This window comes from Streptomyces sp. NPDC048603 (assembly GCF_043199475.1).
Taxonomy (GTDB): domain Bacteria; phylum Actinomycetota; class Actinomycetes; order Streptomycetales; family Streptomycetaceae; genus Streptomyces.
The window spans coordinates 47,468-65,647 of the sequence record NZ_JBICVY010000011.1 but is presented as its reverse complement, the minus strand read 5'-3'; the positions used below and the strand labels follow the sequence as shown (position 1 = coordinate 65,647).

Sequence of the window (18,180 nt, the reverse complement as noted above, 5' to 3'; positions counted from 1 at the left end):
TGCGCGATCCGCCGCGCCCGTGTGGACTACGCCCAATGCTGCGCGTACGCGCGCAGCCGAAGACATCACCGAACATGAGCAGGAGGCACCCCGTGAGCGCGACCGCGGACCACGCGGAGACCAACCTGGCCGCCCGGCTGGGTTTCCAGTCCGACCAGGTGGTCCAGGAGATCGGCTTCGACGACGACGCCGATCAGGAATTCCGCGAGGCCATTGAGGAACAGATCGGCAGCGAGCTCGTCGACGAGGAGTACGACGACGTTGCCGACGCCGTGCTCCTCTGGTTCCGGGACGAAGACGGCGATCTGACGGACGCGCTGGTCGACGCCACCGAGTTCGTCGAAGACAACGCGGTGATCCTGCTCATGACGCCGAAGACCGGCCGTCCCGGTCACGTGATCCCCAGCGACGTCAACGAGGCCGCCACCACCGCGGGCCTCTCGACGAGCAAGCCGGTCAGCGTGGGCAAGGACTGGACGGCCAACAAGCTGGTGACCCCCAAGGCCGCCAAGACCGGCAAGCGCTGAGCCGCGTTTCCGCAGCCGAGCGGAATGAACCCCGCCGACCCCCGGTCGGCGGGGTTTCTGCCTCCGGCGCGCCCCCTCGATAGGCTGGGGCCATCCGAACAGCCCAATGGAGGGATGCGACAGATGGCGATCGAGGTCGGCAACAAGGCCCCGGACTTCGAGCTCAAGGACAACCACGGCGCGACCGTCCGGCTCTCCGACTTCCGCGGTGAGAAGAACGTGGTCCTGCTCTTCTACCCGTTCGCCTTCACCGGCGTGTGCACCGGCGAGCTGTGCGAGCTCCGCGACCAGCTGCCCCGGTTCCAGAACGAGGACGTCCAGCTGCTCGCCGTCTCCAACGACTCGGTGCCCACCCTGCGCGTCTTCGGCGAGCAGGAGGGCCTGGAGTACCCGCTGCTGTCGGACTTCTGGCCGCACGGCGAGACCTCCCGCGCCTACGGCGTCTTCGACGAGGACAAGGGCTGCGCGGTGCGCGGCACCTTCATCATCGACAAGGAGGGCATCGTGCGCTGGACCGTCGTCAACGGCCTGCCGGACGCCCGCGACCTGAACGAGTACGTCAAGGCGCTCGACAGCCTCTGACCGGTCCCGTGTGACCGGTTCCGTGTGAACGGTCCCGTGAGATCGGTTCCTCCTGTGGCCGCACCGGCCTAAAGGTGCCGCAGGGCGGGAACCCGTCACTAGGATCGGACCGTTGACCAGGTAGCAACGCACGACGGGGCACCGCCCCACACAAGAACCCAATGGAGGACCCGTGGGAGTCAGCCTCAGCAAGGGCGGCAACGTCTCGCTGACCAAGGCCGCCCCCAACCTGACGGCGGTCATCGTCGGTCTGGGCTGGGATGCTCGCACCACCACCGGCACCGAGTTCGACCTCGACGCCAGTGCCCTGCTCACCAACGACCAGGGCAAGGTCGCGCTCGACGGCAACTTCGTCTTCTTCAACAACCTCAAGAGCCCCGACGGCTCGGTGGAGCACACCGGTGACAACCTCACCGGTGAGGGCGAGGGTGACGACGAGCAGATCAAGGTGAACCTCGTCGGCGTGCCGGCCGACGTGCACCGCATCGTCTTCCCGGTCTCGATCTACGACGCCGAGACCCGTCAGCAGAGCTTCGGCCAGGTCCGCAACGCGTTCATCCGCGTCGTGAACCAGGCCGACAACACGGAGCTTGCCCGCTACGACCTGAGCGAGGACGCCTCGACCGAGACCGCCATGGTCTTCGGCGAGCTCTACCGCAACGGTGCCGAGTGGAAGTTCCGCGCCATCGGCCAGGGGTACGCCTCGGGCCTGCGCGGCATCGCGCAGGACTTCGGCGTCAACGTCTGAGTCTCCGTCTGCCGGTCCGCCGGCAGTACCGCCGTCCGGCGCCGCGCACTCGTCCGTGTGCGGCGCCGGACGGCTTTGCCACCACCACGTGTTCCGGGGAGGACCACACATGGGCGTCACGCTCGCCAAGGGAGGCAATGTCTCCCTCTCCAAGGCCGCACCGAATCTGACCCGGATCCTGGTCGGCCTCGGCTGGGACGCGCGCTCCACCACGGGGGCCGACTTCGACCTCGACGCCAGCGCGCTGCTGTGCAACGGCGGCCGGGTGCTCGGGGACCAGTACTTCGTCTTCTACAACAACCTCAAGAGCCCCGAGGGCTCCGTCGAGCACACCGGCGACAACCTCACCGGTGAGGGTGACGGCGACGACGAGTCGATCATCATCGACCTGACGCAGGTGCCGGCCGAGGTGGACAAGATCGTCTTTCCGGTCTCGATCCATGACGCGGACGCCCGCCGGCAGACCTTCGGCCAGGTCACGAACGCCTTCATCCGTGTGGTGAACCAGGCCGACGGCCAGGAACTGGCCCGCTACGACCTTTCCGAGGACGCCTCCAGCGAGACCGCGATGATCTTCGGCGAGGTGTACCGCTACGGCGGCGAATGGAAGTTCCGGGCCGTGGGGCAGGGGTACGCGTCGGGCCTGCGAGGCATCGCCCTAGACTTCGGGGTCAACGTTTCGTAAAGCCGTACAAGATCATGGGGTGCCAGTGGTTCTGAAAACCTTCGGCTGGTCGTTCGCCATCACGGCGCTCGGCCTTGCCTTCGCCGCTTGGCAGTGGGGGTGGGAGGCGTTCGGGGTCGTACTGATCCTGTCGATCCTCGAGATCTCGCTGTCCTTCGACAATGCCGTCGTGAACGCCGGAATCCTGAAGAAGATGAATGCCTTCTGGCAAAAGATCTTCCTCACCATCGGCATTCTCATCGCGGTCTTCGGCATGCGACTGGTCTTCCCCGTTGCCATTGTCGCGATCAGCGCCAAGGTCGGACCGATCGAGGCCATCAACCTGGCCCTGGACGAGCCCGAGCAGTACGAGGCGCTGGTCACCGACGCCCACCCCGCGATCGCCGCGTTCGGTGGCATGTTCCTCCTGATGATCTTCCTCGACTTCATCTTCGAGGACCGGGACATCAAGTGGCTCCAGTGGCTGGAGCGGCCGCTGGCCAAGCTCGGCAAGGTCGACATGCTGTCGGTCTGCATCGCGCTGATCGCCCTGCTGGTCTCCGCGATGACCTTCGCGACCGAGGCCCACACCAGCACCGGCCACGCGGACAAGTCCGCCACCGTGCTGCTCGCCGGCGTCGCCGGCCTGATCACCTACCTGGTCGTGGGCGGCCTGTCCTCCTACTTCGAGAACAAGCTCGAAGAGGAAGAGGAGCGCGAGCACGAGGAGGAGGAGAAGGCCAAGGCCGAGGGCAAGCAGGTCTCGGCGGTCGGCCTGGCCGGCAAGGCCGCGTTCTTCCTCTTCCTCTACCTCGAGGTGCTGGACGCGTCCTTCTCCTTCGACGGGGTCATCGGCGCGTTCGCGATCACCAACCACATCTTCTGGATGGCGCTCGGCCTCGGCATCGGCGCCATGTACGTCCGGTCGCTCACGGTCTACCTGGTCCGCCAGGGCACCCTGGACGACTACGTCTACCTGGAGCACGGCGCGCACTACGCGATCGGCGCGCTCGCCGTGATCCTGCTGGTCACCATCCAGCACGAGATCAACGAGGTCATCACCGGCCTCATCGGCGTGGTGCTCATCGCCGCGTCCTTCTGGTCCTCGGTCCGCCGCAACAAGCGGCTGGAGCTGGAGGAGGCCGGCGCCAAGGCGTGAGCCACGGCGCGGAGCCGAGCCGTGACGCCCCGCAGGGTGCGGCCACGGCGTGCGGCCGGGACGTGACGCAAAGACGTCACACCGAGGCATGAGCCGGCCGCGTATGCGGAACCATTGACAGGGGGTGGCCGACCGGCCACCCCCTGTCGGCGTTCCCGACGCCGGGTGACCGGCGGCGGCGGTCTCGATGTGGGGGGAAGGACATGGGGTTCTTCGACGGGCTCAGGGGAGGCCGGGCGGCGCAGTTCCAGTCGGGCAGTGCCTCGTCGAACGCGATCGAGCTGACCCGGCGGCACCCGTCGGTCTCGCTGACCAAGCAGGGCGCCGTCACGGGGAACCTGCGGGTCAACCTGTCCTGGCGGATGCGGAGCTCGGACTTCGGCGGCCGGTCGGGGCAGAGCGGTCAGCTGTTCCGCCATCCGTTCAAGCTGTTCAAGCCCGAGGTGGTGCAGGCGCACACCCAGGGCATGGTCAACGTCGACCTCGACATGGGCTGCCTCTACGAGCTGGCGGACGGCAGCCGGGGCGTCGTCCAGCCGCTGGGCAACCTCCTCGGCGACCTCAACGACCCGCCGTACGTGAAGCTCAGCGGCGACGACCGCTTCGGGTCCCCCTCGGGGGAGACCCTCTACGTCAACCTGGACCACGCCGAGGAGATCAAGCGGCTGCTGGTCTTCGTCTACATCTACGACCAGACCCCGGCCTTCGACCGGACCCACGCCGTGGTCACCCTCTACCCGATCAGCGGGCCGCGCATCGAGATCGCCCTCGACGAGCGGCACCCCGAGGCCCGGTCCTGCGCGGTGGTCTCCCTGGAGAACACGGGCGGCGAGCTGGTCGTCCGCCGCGAGGTGCGCTTCGTGTACGGCTTCCAGGCCGAGCTGGACCGGCTGTACGGCTGGGGGCTCCAGTGGGGCCGGGGCTACAAGTCGGGCGCCCGCTAGGCTGTGTCTTTCGGATCAGGCCGGATCAGCCCGCGGCGTCCGGCGCCGCACCTCGCCGCGTTGTCGTCGGTCGCCGACGCTCCGCGTCGACTCCCTCCTCCGCCTTGCGATGCACGACGCCGGACGCCGCGGGCTGATCCGGCCTGATCCGAAAGACACGGCCTAGCGCCGGACGAACTGCGGCCCCTGCAGGGGCAGCCGGAAGGACGGGTCCCCGCCCGGTCCCGGCACCGGAGCCGGGGACACCGGCTGCGGGTACCCGTAGGCGGGCTGCGCGGCCGGCGGGGCCTGGGTGGGCGGCGCCGAGGGAATCGGCGGGATCGGGTGGGCCGGAGTCGGCGGCCGCATGGCGGTGGTGGCCTCGGGGTCGCCGGCGGGGGCCTCGGTCTCGGCGTTCTCGTCCACCGAGATGCCGTGGTCGGTGGCCAGCCCCACCAGTCCGTTGGAGTAGCCCTCGCCGAGCGCCCGGAACTTCCAGCCCTCGCCCCGGCGGTACAGCTCCCCGCAGATCAGTGCCGTCTCGGCGCCGGTCTCCGGCCGTACGTCGAAGTGCGCCAGGGGTTCCGTGCCGCCCGCGCCCGTGGCGTCGTACAGCAGGATCCGCAGGTCGCGGACCCGCTCGAACGGCACGTCCTCGGCGGAGGCGACCACCAGGATCCGGTCCACCGCCGCGGTGACCGAGCCGAGGTCGGCCTGCACCGCGTCGGTGACGCTCTCCCCGATCAGCTTCTTGCCGAGCCGCCAGACCGCGCCCGAGGGGTGCCGCGGCTGGTTGTAGAAGACGAAGTCCTCGTCCGAACGCACCCGCCCGTCCGGGCCCACCAGCAGCGCCGAAGCGTCCACGTCCGGAACCTCGGGGCCAGTGGTCCAGCGCAGCACCGCCCGGACCGCCGCGGCGGTGACCGGAATGTTGGAGCCCTTCTGCATCGCGTGCGTCATGTCGGTCATCCTGCCCTCCCGGGCCGGAGCGGGACAATGCGGCCCCCCGGTGCGGGGCGTACCGATCGCCGCCCGATCGCCGCCCGATCCCTCTCCGCCCCCTGACCGCTGCCCCACTCTGGTCCCTCCCCGGCCCTTGTCGGGAGCCCGGGGGCCCGTGCATGGTGCAAGGGGATCGCGATCGGGCCTCGGTGCCCACTACCGCCCAGTCTTCAGGACGGTTACCTGGATTTCATGTGCGCGAGGAACTCGGCATCTCATTCGTACGTACTATTACCGGCCATGCCAGTTGGGCCGCCGAGGCAAGTACGGGGGAAGCACATGCGTCATTTCGGGCACATATCGCCCGCGGCCCGTGAGGGTCTCTTCCACCGGGAACCGGCCGAATTCACCGCCGGATCTCCGGCCCGCATTCTCGCCGCGGCCCTGGGCGCCACCCTCTACAGCCCCGCCGTCCGGCCGCAGCTGGCCTCCGACATCCGCAAGCAGGCAGCCCGCGGTGTCGTGTCCATGGTGCTGTGCCTGGAGGACTCCATCAGCGATGCCGAGGTCACGGCCGGTGAGGAGAACCTGGTCCGGCAGTTCGCCGAGCTCGACGCGCAGGCCCGTGAGGACGGCGCCGCCGAGCTGCCGCTGCTGTTCGTCCGGGTCCGCACGCCGGAGCAGATACCGGACCTGGTGGCCCGGCTCGGCGCCTCCGTCCGCTGGTTGGCCGGTTTCGTACTTCCGAAATTCACCGAGGAACGTGGCATCGCCTTCCTGGACGCCGTCGCCGCCGCCGAGGCGGCGAGCGGACAGCGCCTCTACGCCATGCCCGTCCTCGAATCCCCCGAGCTGCTGCACCTGGAGACCCGGGTCGAGGCCCTGGCCGGGATCTCCCGCACGGTCAACCGCCACCGCGACCGGGTCCTCGCCCTCCGCCTCGGAGTCACCGACTTCTGCTCCGCCTACGGCCTGCGCCGTTCCCCCGACATGACCGCCTACGACGTCCAGATCGTCGCGAACGTCATCGCCGACGTGGTGAACGTGCTGAGCCGGGCGGACGGCACCGGCTTCACCGTCACCGGTCCGGTCTGGGAGTACTTCCGCCACCAGGAGCGGATGTTCAAGCCCCAGCTGCGCCGCAGCCCGTTCCTGGACGGCCAGGCCGAGGACCTCCGCACCACCCTCATCGAGCACGACCTGGACGGGCTGCTGCGCGAGATCGAGCTCGACCGCGCCAACGGACTCCTCGGCAAGACCTGCATCCACCCGGCGCACACCACCCCGGTGCACGCCCTGTCGGTCGTCTCGCTCGAGGAGTTCAGCGATGCCCAGGACATCCTGCGGCCGGAGCGCGGCGGCGGCGGAGTGATGAGGTCCGCGTACACGAACAAGATGAACGAGGTGAAGCCCCACCGGGCCTGGGCCGAGCGCACGATGCTGCGCGCCGAGGTGTTCGGGGTGGCGAAGGAGGACGTCGGCTTCGTCGACCTCCTGACGGCGGGACTGCAGGTCTGATGTCCGGCCACGACAGCACGCAACCGAGGGAAGGCAAGACGATCGACACGGCGGTCTGGTCAGGAACGTGGGTCGCGGACCGGCTCGGAGTGCGCCTGGACGGCGCCGGTGAGCTGCCGGGCCTGCTCGGGCTCGCCCTGCGCCGCAACCCCAAGCGGGCCCACCTGCTCGTCTCCCGGGTGCTCGGCAAGCACGTGCCGCAGCTCCCGTCCGTGGTGTACGGCGCCGGGTACGGGCTCGGCGAGCGGGTCCGGGAGCTGCTCGGCGCGGACGCCGGCTCCGCCGTGGTCCTCGGCTACGCGGAGACCGCCACCGGGCTCGGCCACTGCGTGGCCGACGGCCTCGGTGCCGCCCCCTACCTGCACTCCACCCGCCGTCCGGTGGCCGGGCTGACCCCGGCCGGCGGCTTCGAGGAGTCCCACTCGCACGCCACCTCCCACCTGCTGCTGCCCGAGGACCCGGCACAGCTGGCGGGCACCGGTCCGCTGGTGCTGGTCGACGACGAGTTCTCCACCGGCAACACGGTCCTCAACACCATCCGCGATCTGCACGCCCGCCATCCGCGCCGGCACTACGTGGTGGTCGCCCTGGTCGACATGCGCTCCCCGGCCGACCGCGACCGGCTGACCGCCTTCGCGGCGGAGCTGGGTGCCCGCATCGACCTGGTCGCGCTGGCCTCCGGGACGGTCGCCCTGCCGCCGGACGTGCTGGCGAAGGGGCAGGCGCTGGTGGCCGAGCACGAGGCGGGCGCCGGGCGGCCGGAGGCGGGCGCCGGGCGCGCGGCACGGGGTGCGGCGGGACCGGAGCCGGCCGCCGGGGTCGAGCGCGTCGTCCTGGACTGGCCCGGCGGAGTCCCCGACGGCGGGCGCCACGGTTTCACGCCCGGGCACCGGACGCGGCTGGAACGAGCGGTCCCCCGCCTCGGCGCGCAGCTCGCCGCGGCGCTCGGGACGCGGCCCGGCAGGGTTCTCGTACTCGGCAACGAAGAGCTGATGTACACCCCGCTGCGGCTCGCCAAGGCCCTGGAGGACAGCGGCGCGGCCGCCGAGGTCCGGTTCTCGACCACGACCCGCTCGCCCGTGCTCGCCGTCGACGACCCCGGCTACGCCATACGCACCCGCCTGGTGTTCCCCGCCCACGACGACCCGGCGGACGGTCCCGGCGACCGGTACGCGTACAACGTGGCGGGTGCCGGCTTCGACACCGTCGTCGCCGTCGTCGACTCGGCCGGGGACACCCCCGCGCTGCACGCGCCGGGCGGGCTGCTGGACCGGCTGCGCCGGCACGCGGGCCGGGTGCTGCTCGCGGTGGTCCCGGCGTACGTGCCCGCGGCCGCCGGCGCGGCCGACCCCGCTGCATCCGCACCCGCACGCGAACCCGAACGCGTCCCCGTCCCGGTCCTCGTCCCCGATCCCGATACCGACCGGCAGGAGCCGATCATGCTGCCCGAGCCCCTCCGCGGGCCCGCCTTCTCCTCCTACGCCGCCGAGGACGTCGGCTGGCTCCTCCAGGACCTCTCGGAGGTCGAGCTGGAGGCCCCGACCGAGGAACGCGAGGAGGCCATCCAGGCGGGCGGCGCCCACTACGCCGAGTCCCTGCCGGTGGAGTACCAGCCGAGCCCGCAGTACCAGGAGCTCTACCGGTCGGCGCTCGACGCGTCCGCGTCCCGGATCGCCCGCGCCGTCGGCACCGTCACCGAGACCGTGCTGGCCGAGCGGTCCCCGTCCCCGGTGCTGGTCTCGCTGGCCCGCGCCGGCACCCCCGTCGGCGTGCTGATGCGCCGCTGGGCCCGCCACCGGCACGGCCTGGACCTGCCGCACTACGCCGTCTCGATCGTGCGGGGCCGCGGCATCGACGCCAACGCGCTGCGCTGGCTGGCCGACCGCCACGACCCGGCCGACGTCGTCTTCGTCGACGGCTGGACCGGGAAGGGCGCGATCACCCGGGAGCTGCGGGCCGCGCTGGAGGCCCACCGGGCAACGGAAGAGGGCCCCGGCTTCAACCCGGAGATCGTGGTGCTCGCCGACCCGGGCGGCTGCGTCTCCACCTACGGCACCCGCGAGGACTTCCTCATCCCCTCCGCCTGCCTGAACTCCACCGTCTCCGGCCTGGTCTCGCGGACCGTGCTCCGCGCCGACCTGGTCGGGCCGGGTGACTTCCACGGCGCCAAGTTCTACCGGGAACTGGCCGGGGCGGACGTCTCGGCCGCCTTCGTCGACACCGTCGCGGCCCGCTTCGACGAGGTCGCCGACGCCGTCGCCGACGAGGTCAAGGAGCTCCTCGCCGCCGACCGCACCCCGACCTGGGAGGGCTGGGCGGCGGTGGAGCGGATCAGCGAGGAGTACGGCATCCACGACGTGAACCTGGTCAAGCCGGGCGTGGGGGAGACCACGCGGGTGCTGCTGCGCCGGGTGCCGTGGAAGATCCTGGCCCGCCGTGGCGCCGGGCCCGACCTGGACCACGTACGCCTGCTGGCCGGGCAGCGCGGGGTGCCGGTCGAGGAGGTCGACGGCCTGCCGTACACCTGTGTCGGACTCATCCATCCCCGCTTCACGAGAGGCGCCACGGGCGCCGACGGAAAGGCTGTGGTCAACCGGTGACCGTCCTGATAGCGAGCGATCTCGACCGGACGCTGATCTACTCCTCGGCGGCCCTGGCGCTGACCGCGCCGGACCCGGAGGCGCCCCGGCTGCTGTGCGTGGAGATCCACGAGGGCAAGCCGCTGTCCTTCATGACGGAGACGGCGGCGGCCCTGCTGGCGGAGCTGGCCGGCCGGGAGGACGTCGTGTTCGTCCCGACCACCACCCGGACGCGCAAGCAGTACCAGCGCATCCGCTTCCCCGGACCGCCCGCGCCGTACGCGATCTGCGCGAACGGCGGCCAGCTGCTGGTCGACGGCGTCCCGGACCGGGACTGGCGGCGGACGGTCGCCGCGCGCCTGGCGCGGGAGTGCGCCCCGCTGGAGGAGGTGCACGACCGCCTGACCGGCACGGCCGACCCGGCTTGGCTGCGCAAGGCCCGGGTGGCGGAGGACCTCTTCGTCTACCTGGTGGTGGAGCGGGCGCTGGTGCCGGAGGAGTGGCTGAAGGCGCTCACGGAATGGGCGGAGGAGCGCGGCTGGACGGTCTCCCTGCAGGGCCGCAAGATCTACGCCGTCCCGCGCCCGCTGACCAAGAGCGCGGCGATGCGGGAGGTGGCCCGGCGCACGGGGGCCACGCACACCCTGGCCGCGGGGGACTCGCTGCTCGACGCGGACCTGCTGCTGGCGGCGGACCGGGCCTGGCGGCCGGGACACGGCGAGCTGGCCGAGTCGCGGTGGCAGGCTCCGGGAGTGGTCGCGCTGGCGACGGCGGGCGTGCTGGCGGGCGAGGAGATCGTCAGGGCGTTCGGGGAGGCGGCGGACGCCGCGAACCGGGCGCTGTAGGTGGCGACGGACGCTGCGAACCGGGAGGCGGCGGGGGCGGAGCCCGAGTAGGCTCCTCGATCATGACAAAGGGCAACACCACCAAAATCACGGATGAGTTGTACGCCTACATGCTCGCGCAGAACCCGCCGCTGACCGCGGCGCAGCACGGGCTGATCGAGAAGACCTGGGAGAAGTTCCCGGACGCCGCGGGCATGCAGTCGGCGGAGGAGCAGGGACCGCTGCTGGCGTTCCTGGTCGGGCTGACCGGCGCCCGTCTCGTCGTCGAGGTCGGCACCTTCACCGGCTTCTCCACCCTCTCCATGGCGCAGGCGCTGCCCGCCGACGGGCGGATCATCGCCTGCGACGTCTCCGAGGAGTGGACGGCGTACGGGCGCGAGGCATGGGCGGAGGCCGGCGTCGCGGACCGCATCGACCTGCGGATCGCCCCGGCGCTGGACACCCTCCGGTCGCTCCCGGCCGAGCCGCACATCGACATGGCCTACATCGACGCGGACAAGACGAGCCAGATCGCCTACTGGGAGGAACTCGTCCCGCGGATGCGCCAGGGCGGCCTGATCGTCACCGACAACACCCTCTTCCACGGCAAGGTCGTGGACGAGTCGGCGCCCGGCACCCCGGCCGCGGTGCGCGCCTTCAACGAGCACGTCCGCGAGGACAAGCGGATGGAGAGCGTCCTGCTCGCCATCTCGGACGGCCTGACGCTCTCCCGCAAGCGCTAGCAGCAGGCAGGGGACACGGGGGCAGGGCTAGCAGCAGCCCCCGCCACCGCAGCAGCCCCCGCCCCCGGCCGCCGGGGCGGGGGCGCTGCTGGTGCCGCCGACGGCGACGGCGGAGAGCAGCTTCACGGTGTCGGGGTGCCCGGCGGGGCAGTCGGCGGGATCACCGGACTCGGCCATCGGGCGGCTGAGCTCGAAGGTGTCGTCGCAGGTCCGGCAGCGGTATTCGTAGCGAGGCATGCAGGCATGCTAAACGCTCAGGACTGGTGGGGGAGCTGCCGCCGCAGGTACTCCTCGTGCCCGCTCGACCGGGCCTGGAGCCGGGCCCGGGCACGGTCCTCCCGGGCGGCCTGCTCGGGATGGCGGGCCCGCCAGTACGGGTTGTCGTGCGGGAGCGCGCTGCCCACCCGCCCGTACATCCCGAACCACATCAGCATCACACCCACCACGAAGCTGAACAGCACGTTCTGGATCTGGAACGCCAGGAAATTGAGCTCCGTGTCCAGCAGGGCGAGGTTCACGAACCCGCTGGCGATGAAGGCCAGGCCGAGCACGATGTTGAGGGTGGAGGCGAAGTTCCCGCCGATCACCATTCCCGTGAACAGCAGCAGCCCCACACAGATCGACAGCACGCTCAGCGAACCGTTGGTGTTCAGCCCCAGCACCCGGTCCCCGCCGGTGTCGAAGAACCCGATGTTGTCGGTGAGCCCCAGGATCCCGAAGGCGACCAGCAGGAGGCCGGTCAGCCCCGCCCCGACCCGGTAGACCTTGCTCAGCTTGTGGTCGACCGGCAGATGCTCGTCGAGCCGCGCGGTCACCGGGATCCGCAGGTGCGGCTCGACATGACTGGTGACGGGCATCCGCAGATGCCCTTCGGCATGACTGGCCATACCCCCAGCCTGCGCCGCCCGCGGCCCGGGGACAACCGGGTGCCGGGCCGGGCACCCGCCCGTCGGCCCCGGGCGGTGATCAGCCCAGCCCGCGCTGGGCGCGGATCTCGCCGACGACCCGTCCCACGCCGCTCCGCACGTCCTCCAGCTCCTTCAGGAACTGCCAGTAGTCGGGGTGCCGGCCGGTCAGCCCCGCCACCGCCCGGTCCACCCGCGCCACCGCTTCGTCCAGCGGCCGGGCGTGCCGCGGATCCGGCACCGTACGGCCGTCCATCGCGAGCCGCTGCGCGTCCCGGATCGCGAACCGGGTCCGCGAGACCTCGACCTCCGGGTCCCGGGCCACCGCCTCCAGCTGCTCCAGCCGGTCCTGCGCCTCCGACACCGCTCCGTCCACCGCGTCGAGCAGCGCCCGTACCGTCGCGAACAGCGCGGTGGCGTCCGCCCATCGCTGCTCCTCGCGTGCCTTGCCGGCCTCGCGTAGCCGTTCCTCCGCCTGCGCGACGTCCCGTGCCGCCTGCTCCGGCACCGGCTGCAGGTCCTGCCAGCACGCCGCCGAGAACCGGCGCCGCAGCTCGCTCAGCACGGGATCCACCCGCTCCGCCCGGTTCCGCAGCGCCTGTGCGCGCGTCCGCAGGCTGACCATGCGCCGGTCCATCTCCGCGGCCCGCCCCGGCAGCCGCTCGGCTTCGGCCCGGATGCCCTCGGCGTCCCGCAGGATCCGGTCGGCCCGCTGCAGGGTCTCCGGCACGCCGTGCTGCCCGGCCCCCTGCGTCAGCTTGGTCAGCTCCGGCCCGAGCGCCGCCAGCCGCGCCGCGAGCTCGTCGGCCCGCAGCCCCTGCGCCCGTACGGCGTCCAGCGCGTTGCTCGCCCCCAGCAGTGCCGCCCGCGCCCGCTCCCGGGCCGGCGCCACCTGCGCGAGCTGACTCTCGGCCCGGTCCAGCAGCGGCCGCAGCCCCTCCGCGAACCGGTCCAGCTCGCCCTTGACCCGCACCAGCTCGTCCCGTGCCCGGTCCAGCTGCTGCTTGGCCCGCCCGGCGGACGCGCCGTCGAGGTCGACCCGGTCCAGGTCGTACGCGTCGACCGCCTCGATGTAGGTGTGGCTGACCTCGTCGATCCGCCGCCCCAGCGCCCCGAACCCCTCCGCGGCCTGCCGCCCGGCCGGACTCCCGTCCACCGCCGCGATGGTCTCCATGGAGATCCGCAGGTCCCGCTGGGCGGTGTCCAGCTCGTAGAACGCTGCCGCGGCGGCATCCTTCGCGGCCTGCGCGTCCGCCCGCCGGCTCTCGTCCCGCCCACCGAACCACCGCCGGGATGCCGTCGCCACAATCCCTCTCCCGTACGCGTCCGCCCTGCCCCGCCTGCCTCGCTCCATTCTCACCCACCCCTACTCGTTTGCGTCCGGGGTGCGCCGTGCATGTAGGCTGTCCACTCATCCACGGGTGCGTAGCTCAGGGGTAGAGCGCTGCTCTTACAAAGCAGATGTCGGCGGTTCGAAACCGTCCGCGCCCACCAATGTGAAAGGCCCCTCGCCGTAATCGGCGAGGGGCCTTTCACATCTGCTCCTGACATCAACGGGAGCGGATCGGGCGCGACGCCCGCCGCCTCGGGGATCGGGTCCGAACGGTTATGTGCACGGTGGTCCGGTCGGAGCCCGCTGGCCGCATACTGGGCACAATGACAAAGCCAGCTGCACCGAAGCGCCATCTGCCGAGCAGCCCCTTCAAAGCCCCGACCGCGCCACCCCCCAAGCACTTCGCGGTGGGTGACCAGGTTACGCACGACGTGTACGGACTCGGCCGAGTGATCGGCGTCGAGGACGGAATCGCGACGCTCGTCGATTTCGGCTCGGCGCGAGAGCGGATCTTGAGCCCGTACACCAAGATGATCAAACTCTAGGGCCGTTGTCCCGGACCGCGCGGTGACAGCGCCCCGATGCGAGCTTGCAAAGTAGCTTTCGCCGGCTCGAAACCATCCGCGCCCACCGGCGAAGAGGTCCCCAGCCGATCCCGGTTGGGCACCTTCGGCGTGTGCGGGCGCGGGGTGTGGCGCTCACAGCCGGTGGATGTCGTGTGCCCTTGCCGGCGGGAAGCTTCGTCGTGGTGGCGAGCAATCCTCGAAGCCGGGCTTGCCGCACGACCCCGTTCGTTATCGTGTGAGGCGGTGTTGCGGGCGGAGCGGAGGGAGAGTGCCGGTTGAGTCTGGTGCGCAGGACTGGCTGTCTCATACTTCCCGTGGAGATCGACCGGGTCCCCGCATGGACCCCCGGGCCGTTACCCGCCTCCTCCTTATGGCCGTCCAATTCCTCCCACGCGCGCGACGCCGACGAAGACGCCAGACTGCAGTACTTCGAGCCGCGCATCGCCCACACCCTGTACGGCACTTCGGGAGACCCTGTCCGGTGGCACCGCTCATCCACCGTGACGCTGGGCACCCTCACCGTGCTCGCCGTCGAGGTCCTGCGCGCTCCCCCCGGCTCAGGGGCCACCACCGGCCTCGCAGTCCTCCACATACAGCTCGGCCATGACCCCGTCGGTGAGCTCGCGGGCCTCCGTGATCTTTCGTCCCCGGGGTCGGGAGCGGCCAACCGGCAGCGCTGCCAGGACACGCTCCCGGCGGGTGTCCGCATCGCGGCCCGCGCCCGCAGAGCCACCACGATCGGCCACGTGACGTTCGGCAGCGCCGCGCCACCGGTGATGCCCTCGGCCTACGCTGCATGGCCGGCGCAGGACCAGTGGCTGTGGTCCCTCGCTTCGGCCACGTCCTCGTCCGCCTTCCCCCCCGATCGCGAAGACGTCTCACTGTTCGACGGCCGCGTCCACTTCTCCGCGGATTGGCAGGCGCTCATCCTGCGGGACGGCGTCGCGTTCGTGGGAACGAGTCCGGATCCCGGGGGTGGCGATACGTTCCACGCCGCCGCTCAGACCTACGTGCACAGCATCTACCTCGATGTGATCCTCCTCGGACGACTCCAGGCAGATGCCCTCAACGCGCTGGCCAACCGGGTCGCGGACATCTCCCTCCCACGTCTCGGGGCAGGGAGGCTCGGCTCACTGGAGGGCCAACTCATCGAACTCCGGAGGGCGTTCGGACGGGACCACATCACGGTCCACGCCAAGGGGAACGAAATCCTCGAACAATACTGCGCCCAGCACCGGATGCCCGAGCTCCGTGCCCGTCTTGCCGAGGACCTCACCGATTCGGCGCGTTACGTGGAGGTCGCACTCGCTCGGTCCACCAACGCGGTGATGGGGCTGGTGGCGGTCCTGGGCCTTCCGTTCGGTCTTTCCTACGCGGCCGGAGCACTCTGGGGATCCAAGGGCCTGCGCGGATTCCTCGTGTGGACCGCCGTGGCGGGTACGGTTTCGCTCGCCATGACGGCGTTGGGCCCGGTGCGCAGGATGCTCCGCGCCACAGGAACCGAGCTCGACTCTTGAACGAAGCCAGCCGGTAGGGGGGAAGGAAGCAGCATGGTGTCGGCCGCTCTTGATCCGAAAGACCCGCGACTGCAGCGCCTGAACGCACTGCGGCTCATGATCCGGGACTGCGTCCTGGAGGACTCCTACAGATTCCCCGTGGAACTGGACGACGCCATCGTCCTGTCCGCGACGGGACAGGAATGGTTCGAGCGAGTGACCGCGGCAGTTCCGGGCCTGTCGCCCTCGGATGCCAAGGCGGCGGTGTTCGCCGAGTTCATCATCGGGAAGGAGCTCACCTTCATACCGGAGTCCACCGATCTGGACCTGGCCGTTCGCGTCGTCGGCGAAGACGTCAAGTACCGGAGGATCAACTATCCGTGGGTGTTCGGCCGCGAGCTCGACGACGCCTACATCAGCCGCTACGGGAACGAACCGCAGTCGTTCCTCGGCAACTCGGAGTCCCTTCAGCTCCTGCAGATGCTCCCGCAGGGTGTGTTCCAGGTGGCGGACCTGACCGTGGGCCCCCTCGGGATGCTGGTGGTGCCCGAGTATCGCTGCCTGGAGCCGACGACCTGTGGTCCGGCCATCGAGTGCCTGGACCCGGGTTGTGTCGGCGTGCACCATTCACGGCTCAAGACCGGCGAGACCTTGTGCGGCAGGGCCTACCAGGCGATCCTTCCGGACGTGCCCGTGGAACTGGCGCTCGGTCGGCTGGTCCAGGATCTTTCGCTGCCCGACGACGAGTACTTCCGTACCGACAACCGCTGGGGACTTCCCTGGTTGTTGGCGAACGCCCTGTCGGAATCGGAGAGGAGAACGCTTCTCGCCTCCCTCCTCAAGGACAACGTCGATGGCATCCGGGAGTTCGTCGGCCGGCACATCGGGAACGACCTCGGTGGCCGCCCGGCGGCCCGGATCGCCGAGACGGTCGAGGGCGCCGAGCTCTTCCAACTACTGCTGGCGGTCTCGGACCGCAGTCTGGTCCTCAAACTCGAAGACGCCATCAACGAGAACCGCATCAAGGTGGCGCGCACCGAGATCCGGCGTCCGCTGAGGTCGAAACACGACAACGGCGGATACTTCCGGGCGGAGAGCCAGGTCAGTCGCCTGGGCGTGCGCTTCGTGTCCCGTCTGGGCCCGACCGCACCCGTGGCGCTCAAACATCTGATCACTTCGCTGTACGCGGGCGATGCCCTGGAAGACCTGGACTGGCGGTTGCGCACGGTTCCCGGCGGCGATGCCATGACCCGGCTGGACAACTACCTCCGGGCGACGCCGCCGCGGGACGTGGTCGCACACCTGATCCTGGACGACCGGTCTCGTTTGCTCGCTGCCTTCGAAGAGCTCCGCTACGGCAGGTTCCGGATCCCTCGCACCGCGGAAGAGGAGGCGGAACTGATCGACCGCATCCTCTGGAAGCTGGGGCACCCCTTGGACAGCCCGGAGAGTCCCGATGCCGCCGTTAGGCAGTACCGGCAACAACTGCAGGGACTCCTGCAGACACCGGGAGGCTTCGGCGACTCGGTCGGCCGGGTGGAAGAGATTCGCAGCGTCGGAATCAACCTGTTCACCGCGTTGGAGAAGCTGCTGATCAGCACTCTGCGCTTCGTCTGCTGGACGCTGCTTTCCGACCCCTACCCGAATGAACGGCACAAGCGCTTCGTCTACCGGCGCTCCTGGGCCGACCGGTTCTTCGCCGACACGATGACCGATCCGTCGAACGTCCCCAAGGGCTTCGCCTACGACGTCGAGGGCCGGAACTCACTCGGAGTGCTGATCCAGTCTTTCCGAGTTCTCGCGGATGCGTGTGAACAGGCCGTGGAGAGCCCTCAGGACTTCTTGAGGGAAGCCGGCCGTGTGCCCTTCTTCTCCGCGAGGTCCTCCTCCATCTACACCTTCCCGTTCCTCCACACCCGGCTCATCCTGGACCTGAGCGATGAGAGCAGGCAGACCCTGCTGAGCGCGCTACGGGAATTCGCCTCGAAGCTGGAAACCGGCCGGGTGGCGGACCTGCGCAACCGAATCGCCCACGCGGGGGAGGACTTCCCTGAGAGCGGCACGATCTCGGCAGCCTGCGCCATGATCGAACAGGCACTGGACGTCCTGGTGGAGAACGGCCTTCTCCCGTCGATCTACACCTGTGTGGGGCAGTCGATCGATTCCTACAGCCGTAAGATCACCCTGATGGCCGACGGGCGCGGCCGCGAGGTGCAGCTGGTGAGTCCGTCGGAACTGGATCAGTGCGGCCTGCCGGGATACGAGCGTCCGCAGATGATCCTCACCGGGGCCCGACTTGCTCTCACCGGGGAGCCGGTCCGCGTCCGGTACGAGGAGGAGACCGAGTTCACCGCGATGTGGGACGACTACCTCATCTACGCCTCCCAGGCGAGCGACATCCAGGAGCTCGGGTCGGAGTGACGGTGGTCCCCCGACCTTCGAACACTATTTGAGGTTGAGGGTCTGGGTTTCCGAGGAGGTGGCCGGGCGGGCGATGGTGAACTTGACGGTGTAGGTCAGGGGGTCGCCGTCGCTGTCCTGGCATTGGACCTTGGTCCCCTTTTGGGCTACTCGTTGTCGTTGAGTTCTCAACTGTCGGTTGCCTCGGGCGGATCGGTGTAGTCCGCCGTGCGTCACGGTTCGCCGGGGTGCGCGGGGCTTGGCCGGGGGG

Annotated in this window: 17 protein-coding genes and 1 tRNA gene; 14 read left to right on the top strand and 4 right to left on the bottom strand. The window is 70.3% G+C overall.

The window, feature by feature from the left end:
• Positions 1–92: 92 nt before the first annotated feature.
• The 6 genes from ACGFQ9_RS26830 to ACGFQ9_RS26805 all read left to right on the top strand — a co-directional run bounded on the left by ACGFQ9_RS26830 (position 93) and on the right by ACGFQ9_RS26805 (position 4,624).
• Entirely contained in the window at positions 93–527 is a 435-nt protein-coding gene (locus ACGFQ9_RS26830) for a DUF3052 domain-containing protein (protein WP_393577212.1), read from the top strand.
• 123 nt (positions 528–650) lie between these two features.
• The gene (locus ACGFQ9_RS26825) at positions 651–1,109 is read left to right on the top strand and encodes a peroxiredoxin (protein ID WP_393577211.1); all 459 of its coding nucleotides are present in this window, start codon (positions 651–653) and stop codon (positions 1,107–1,109) included.
• A gap of 172 nt (positions 1,110–1,281) precedes the next feature.
• Positions 1,282–1,857 (top strand): TerD family protein, encoded by a 576-nt coding sequence (locus tag ACGFQ9_RS26820; protein ID WP_393577209.1) that lies wholly within the window; start codon positions 1,282–1,284, stop codon positions 1,855–1,857.
• Positions 1,858–1,966: 109 nt separating this feature from the next.
• Positions 1,967–2,542: a TerD family protein gene (locus ACGFQ9_RS26815; protein ID WP_393577208.1), complete on the top strand. Its 576-nt coding sequence runs from the start codon at positions 1,967–1,969 to the stop codon at positions 2,540–2,542.
• Positions 2,543–2,567: 25 nt separating this feature from the next.
• On the top strand, positions 2,568–3,680 hold the full coding sequence (locus ACGFQ9_RS26810; protein ID WP_393577554.1) for a DUF475 domain-containing protein: 1,113 nt from the start codon (positions 2,568–2,570) through the stop codon (positions 3,678–3,680).
• Positions 3,681–3,883: 203 nt separating this feature from the next.
• Entirely contained in the window at positions 3,884–4,624 is a 741-nt protein-coding gene (locus ACGFQ9_RS26805; protein ID WP_393577207.1) for a Tellurium resistance, read from the top strand.
• 162 nt (positions 4,625–4,786) lie between these two features.
• On the opposite strand, the gene ACGFQ9_RS26800 is transcribed toward ACGFQ9_RS26805, so the two are convergent.
• Positions 4,787–5,563 carry a TerD family protein gene (locus tag ACGFQ9_RS26800; protein ID WP_393577552.1) on the bottom strand — a complete coding sequence of 259 codons (777 nt, stop codon included), beginning with the start codon at positions 5,561–5,563 and terminating at the stop codon, positions 4,787–4,789.
• A 321-nt stretch (positions 5,564–5,884) separates the two neighbouring features.
• Here ACGFQ9_RS26800 and ACGFQ9_RS26795 point away from each other — a divergent pair, with 321 nt between their 5' ends.
• The 4 genes from ACGFQ9_RS26795 to ACGFQ9_RS26780 all read left to right on the top strand — a co-directional run bounded on the left by ACGFQ9_RS26795 (position 5,885) and on the right by ACGFQ9_RS26780 (position 11,209).
• Positions 5,885–7,063: an HpcH/HpaI aldolase/citrate lyase family protein gene (locus ACGFQ9_RS26795; protein ID WP_393577205.1), complete on the top strand. Its 1,179-nt coding sequence runs from the start codon at positions 5,885–5,887 to the stop codon at positions 7,061–7,063.
• On the top strand, positions 7,063–9,663 hold the full coding sequence (locus tag ACGFQ9_RS26790) for a phosphoribosyltransferase (RefSeq protein WP_393577204.1): 2,601 nt from the start codon (positions 7,063–7,065) through the stop codon (positions 9,661–9,663). Before ACGFQ9_RS26795 ends, ACGFQ9_RS26790 begins: the two co-directional genes overlap by 1 nt.
• A complete protein-coding gene (locus ACGFQ9_RS26785; RefSeq protein WP_393577202.1) occupies positions 9,660–10,487 on the top strand; it encodes an HAD family hydrolase in 828 nt (275 codons plus the stop codon). The genes ACGFQ9_RS26790 and ACGFQ9_RS26785 overlap by 4 nt, the downstream gene beginning before the upstream one ends.
• A gap of 62 nt (positions 10,488–10,549) precedes the next feature.
• A complete protein-coding gene (locus ACGFQ9_RS26780) occupies positions 10,550–11,209 on the top strand; it encodes an O-methyltransferase (protein WP_393577201.1) in 660 nt (219 codons plus the stop codon).
• 27 nt (positions 11,210–11,236) lie between these two features.
• Here the strand turns inward: ACGFQ9_RS26780 and ACGFQ9_RS26775 are convergent, their stop codons facing one another.
• From ACGFQ9_RS26775 to ACGFQ9_RS26765, 3 genes are all read right to left on the bottom strand, one after another.
• Positions 11,237–11,446, bottom strand: coding sequence for a zinc ribbon domain-containing protein (locus ACGFQ9_RS26775; RefSeq protein ID WP_393577199.1), 210 nt, complete (start codon positions 11,444–11,446; stop codon positions 11,237–11,239).
• Positions 11,447–11,463: 17 nt separating this feature from the next.
• Entirely contained in the window at positions 11,464–12,066 is a 603-nt protein-coding gene (locus ACGFQ9_RS26770; RefSeq protein WP_393577551.1) for a DUF4383 domain-containing protein, read from the bottom strand.
• 109 nt (positions 12,067–12,175) lie between these two features.
• Positions 12,176–13,468 carry a hypothetical protein gene (locus ACGFQ9_RS26765; RefSeq protein ID WP_393577197.1) on the bottom strand — a complete coding sequence of 431 codons (1,293 nt, stop codon included), beginning with the start codon at positions 13,466–13,468 and terminating at the stop codon, positions 12,176–12,178.
• 65 nt (positions 13,469–13,533) lie between these two features.
• Here ACGFQ9_RS26765 and ACGFQ9_RS26760 point away from each other — a divergent pair.
• The 4 genes from ACGFQ9_RS26760 (at position 13,534) to ACGFQ9_RS26745 (ending at position 17,930) form a co-directional block, all read left to right on the top strand.
• Positions 13,534–13,608 (top strand) — tRNA-Val (locus ACGFQ9_RS26760).
• Between the two features lie 162 nt (positions 13,609–13,770).
• Positions 13,771–13,992 (top strand): hypothetical protein, encoded by a 222-nt coding sequence (locus tag ACGFQ9_RS26755; RefSeq protein WP_393577196.1) that lies wholly within the window; start codon positions 13,771–13,773, stop codon positions 13,990–13,992.
• Positions 13,993–14,327: 335 nt separating this feature from the next.
• Positions 14,328–15,530, top strand: coding sequence for a hypothetical protein (locus ACGFQ9_RS26750; RefSeq protein ID WP_393577194.1), 1,203 nt, complete (start codon positions 14,328–14,330; stop codon positions 15,528–15,530).
• A 33-nt stretch (positions 15,531–15,563) separates the two neighbouring features.
• A complete protein-coding gene (locus ACGFQ9_RS26745) occupies positions 15,564–17,930 on the top strand; it encodes a hypothetical protein (protein ID WP_393577193.1) in 2,367 nt (788 codons plus the stop codon).
• The last annotated feature ends 250 nt before the right edge of the window (positions 17,931–18,180 follow it).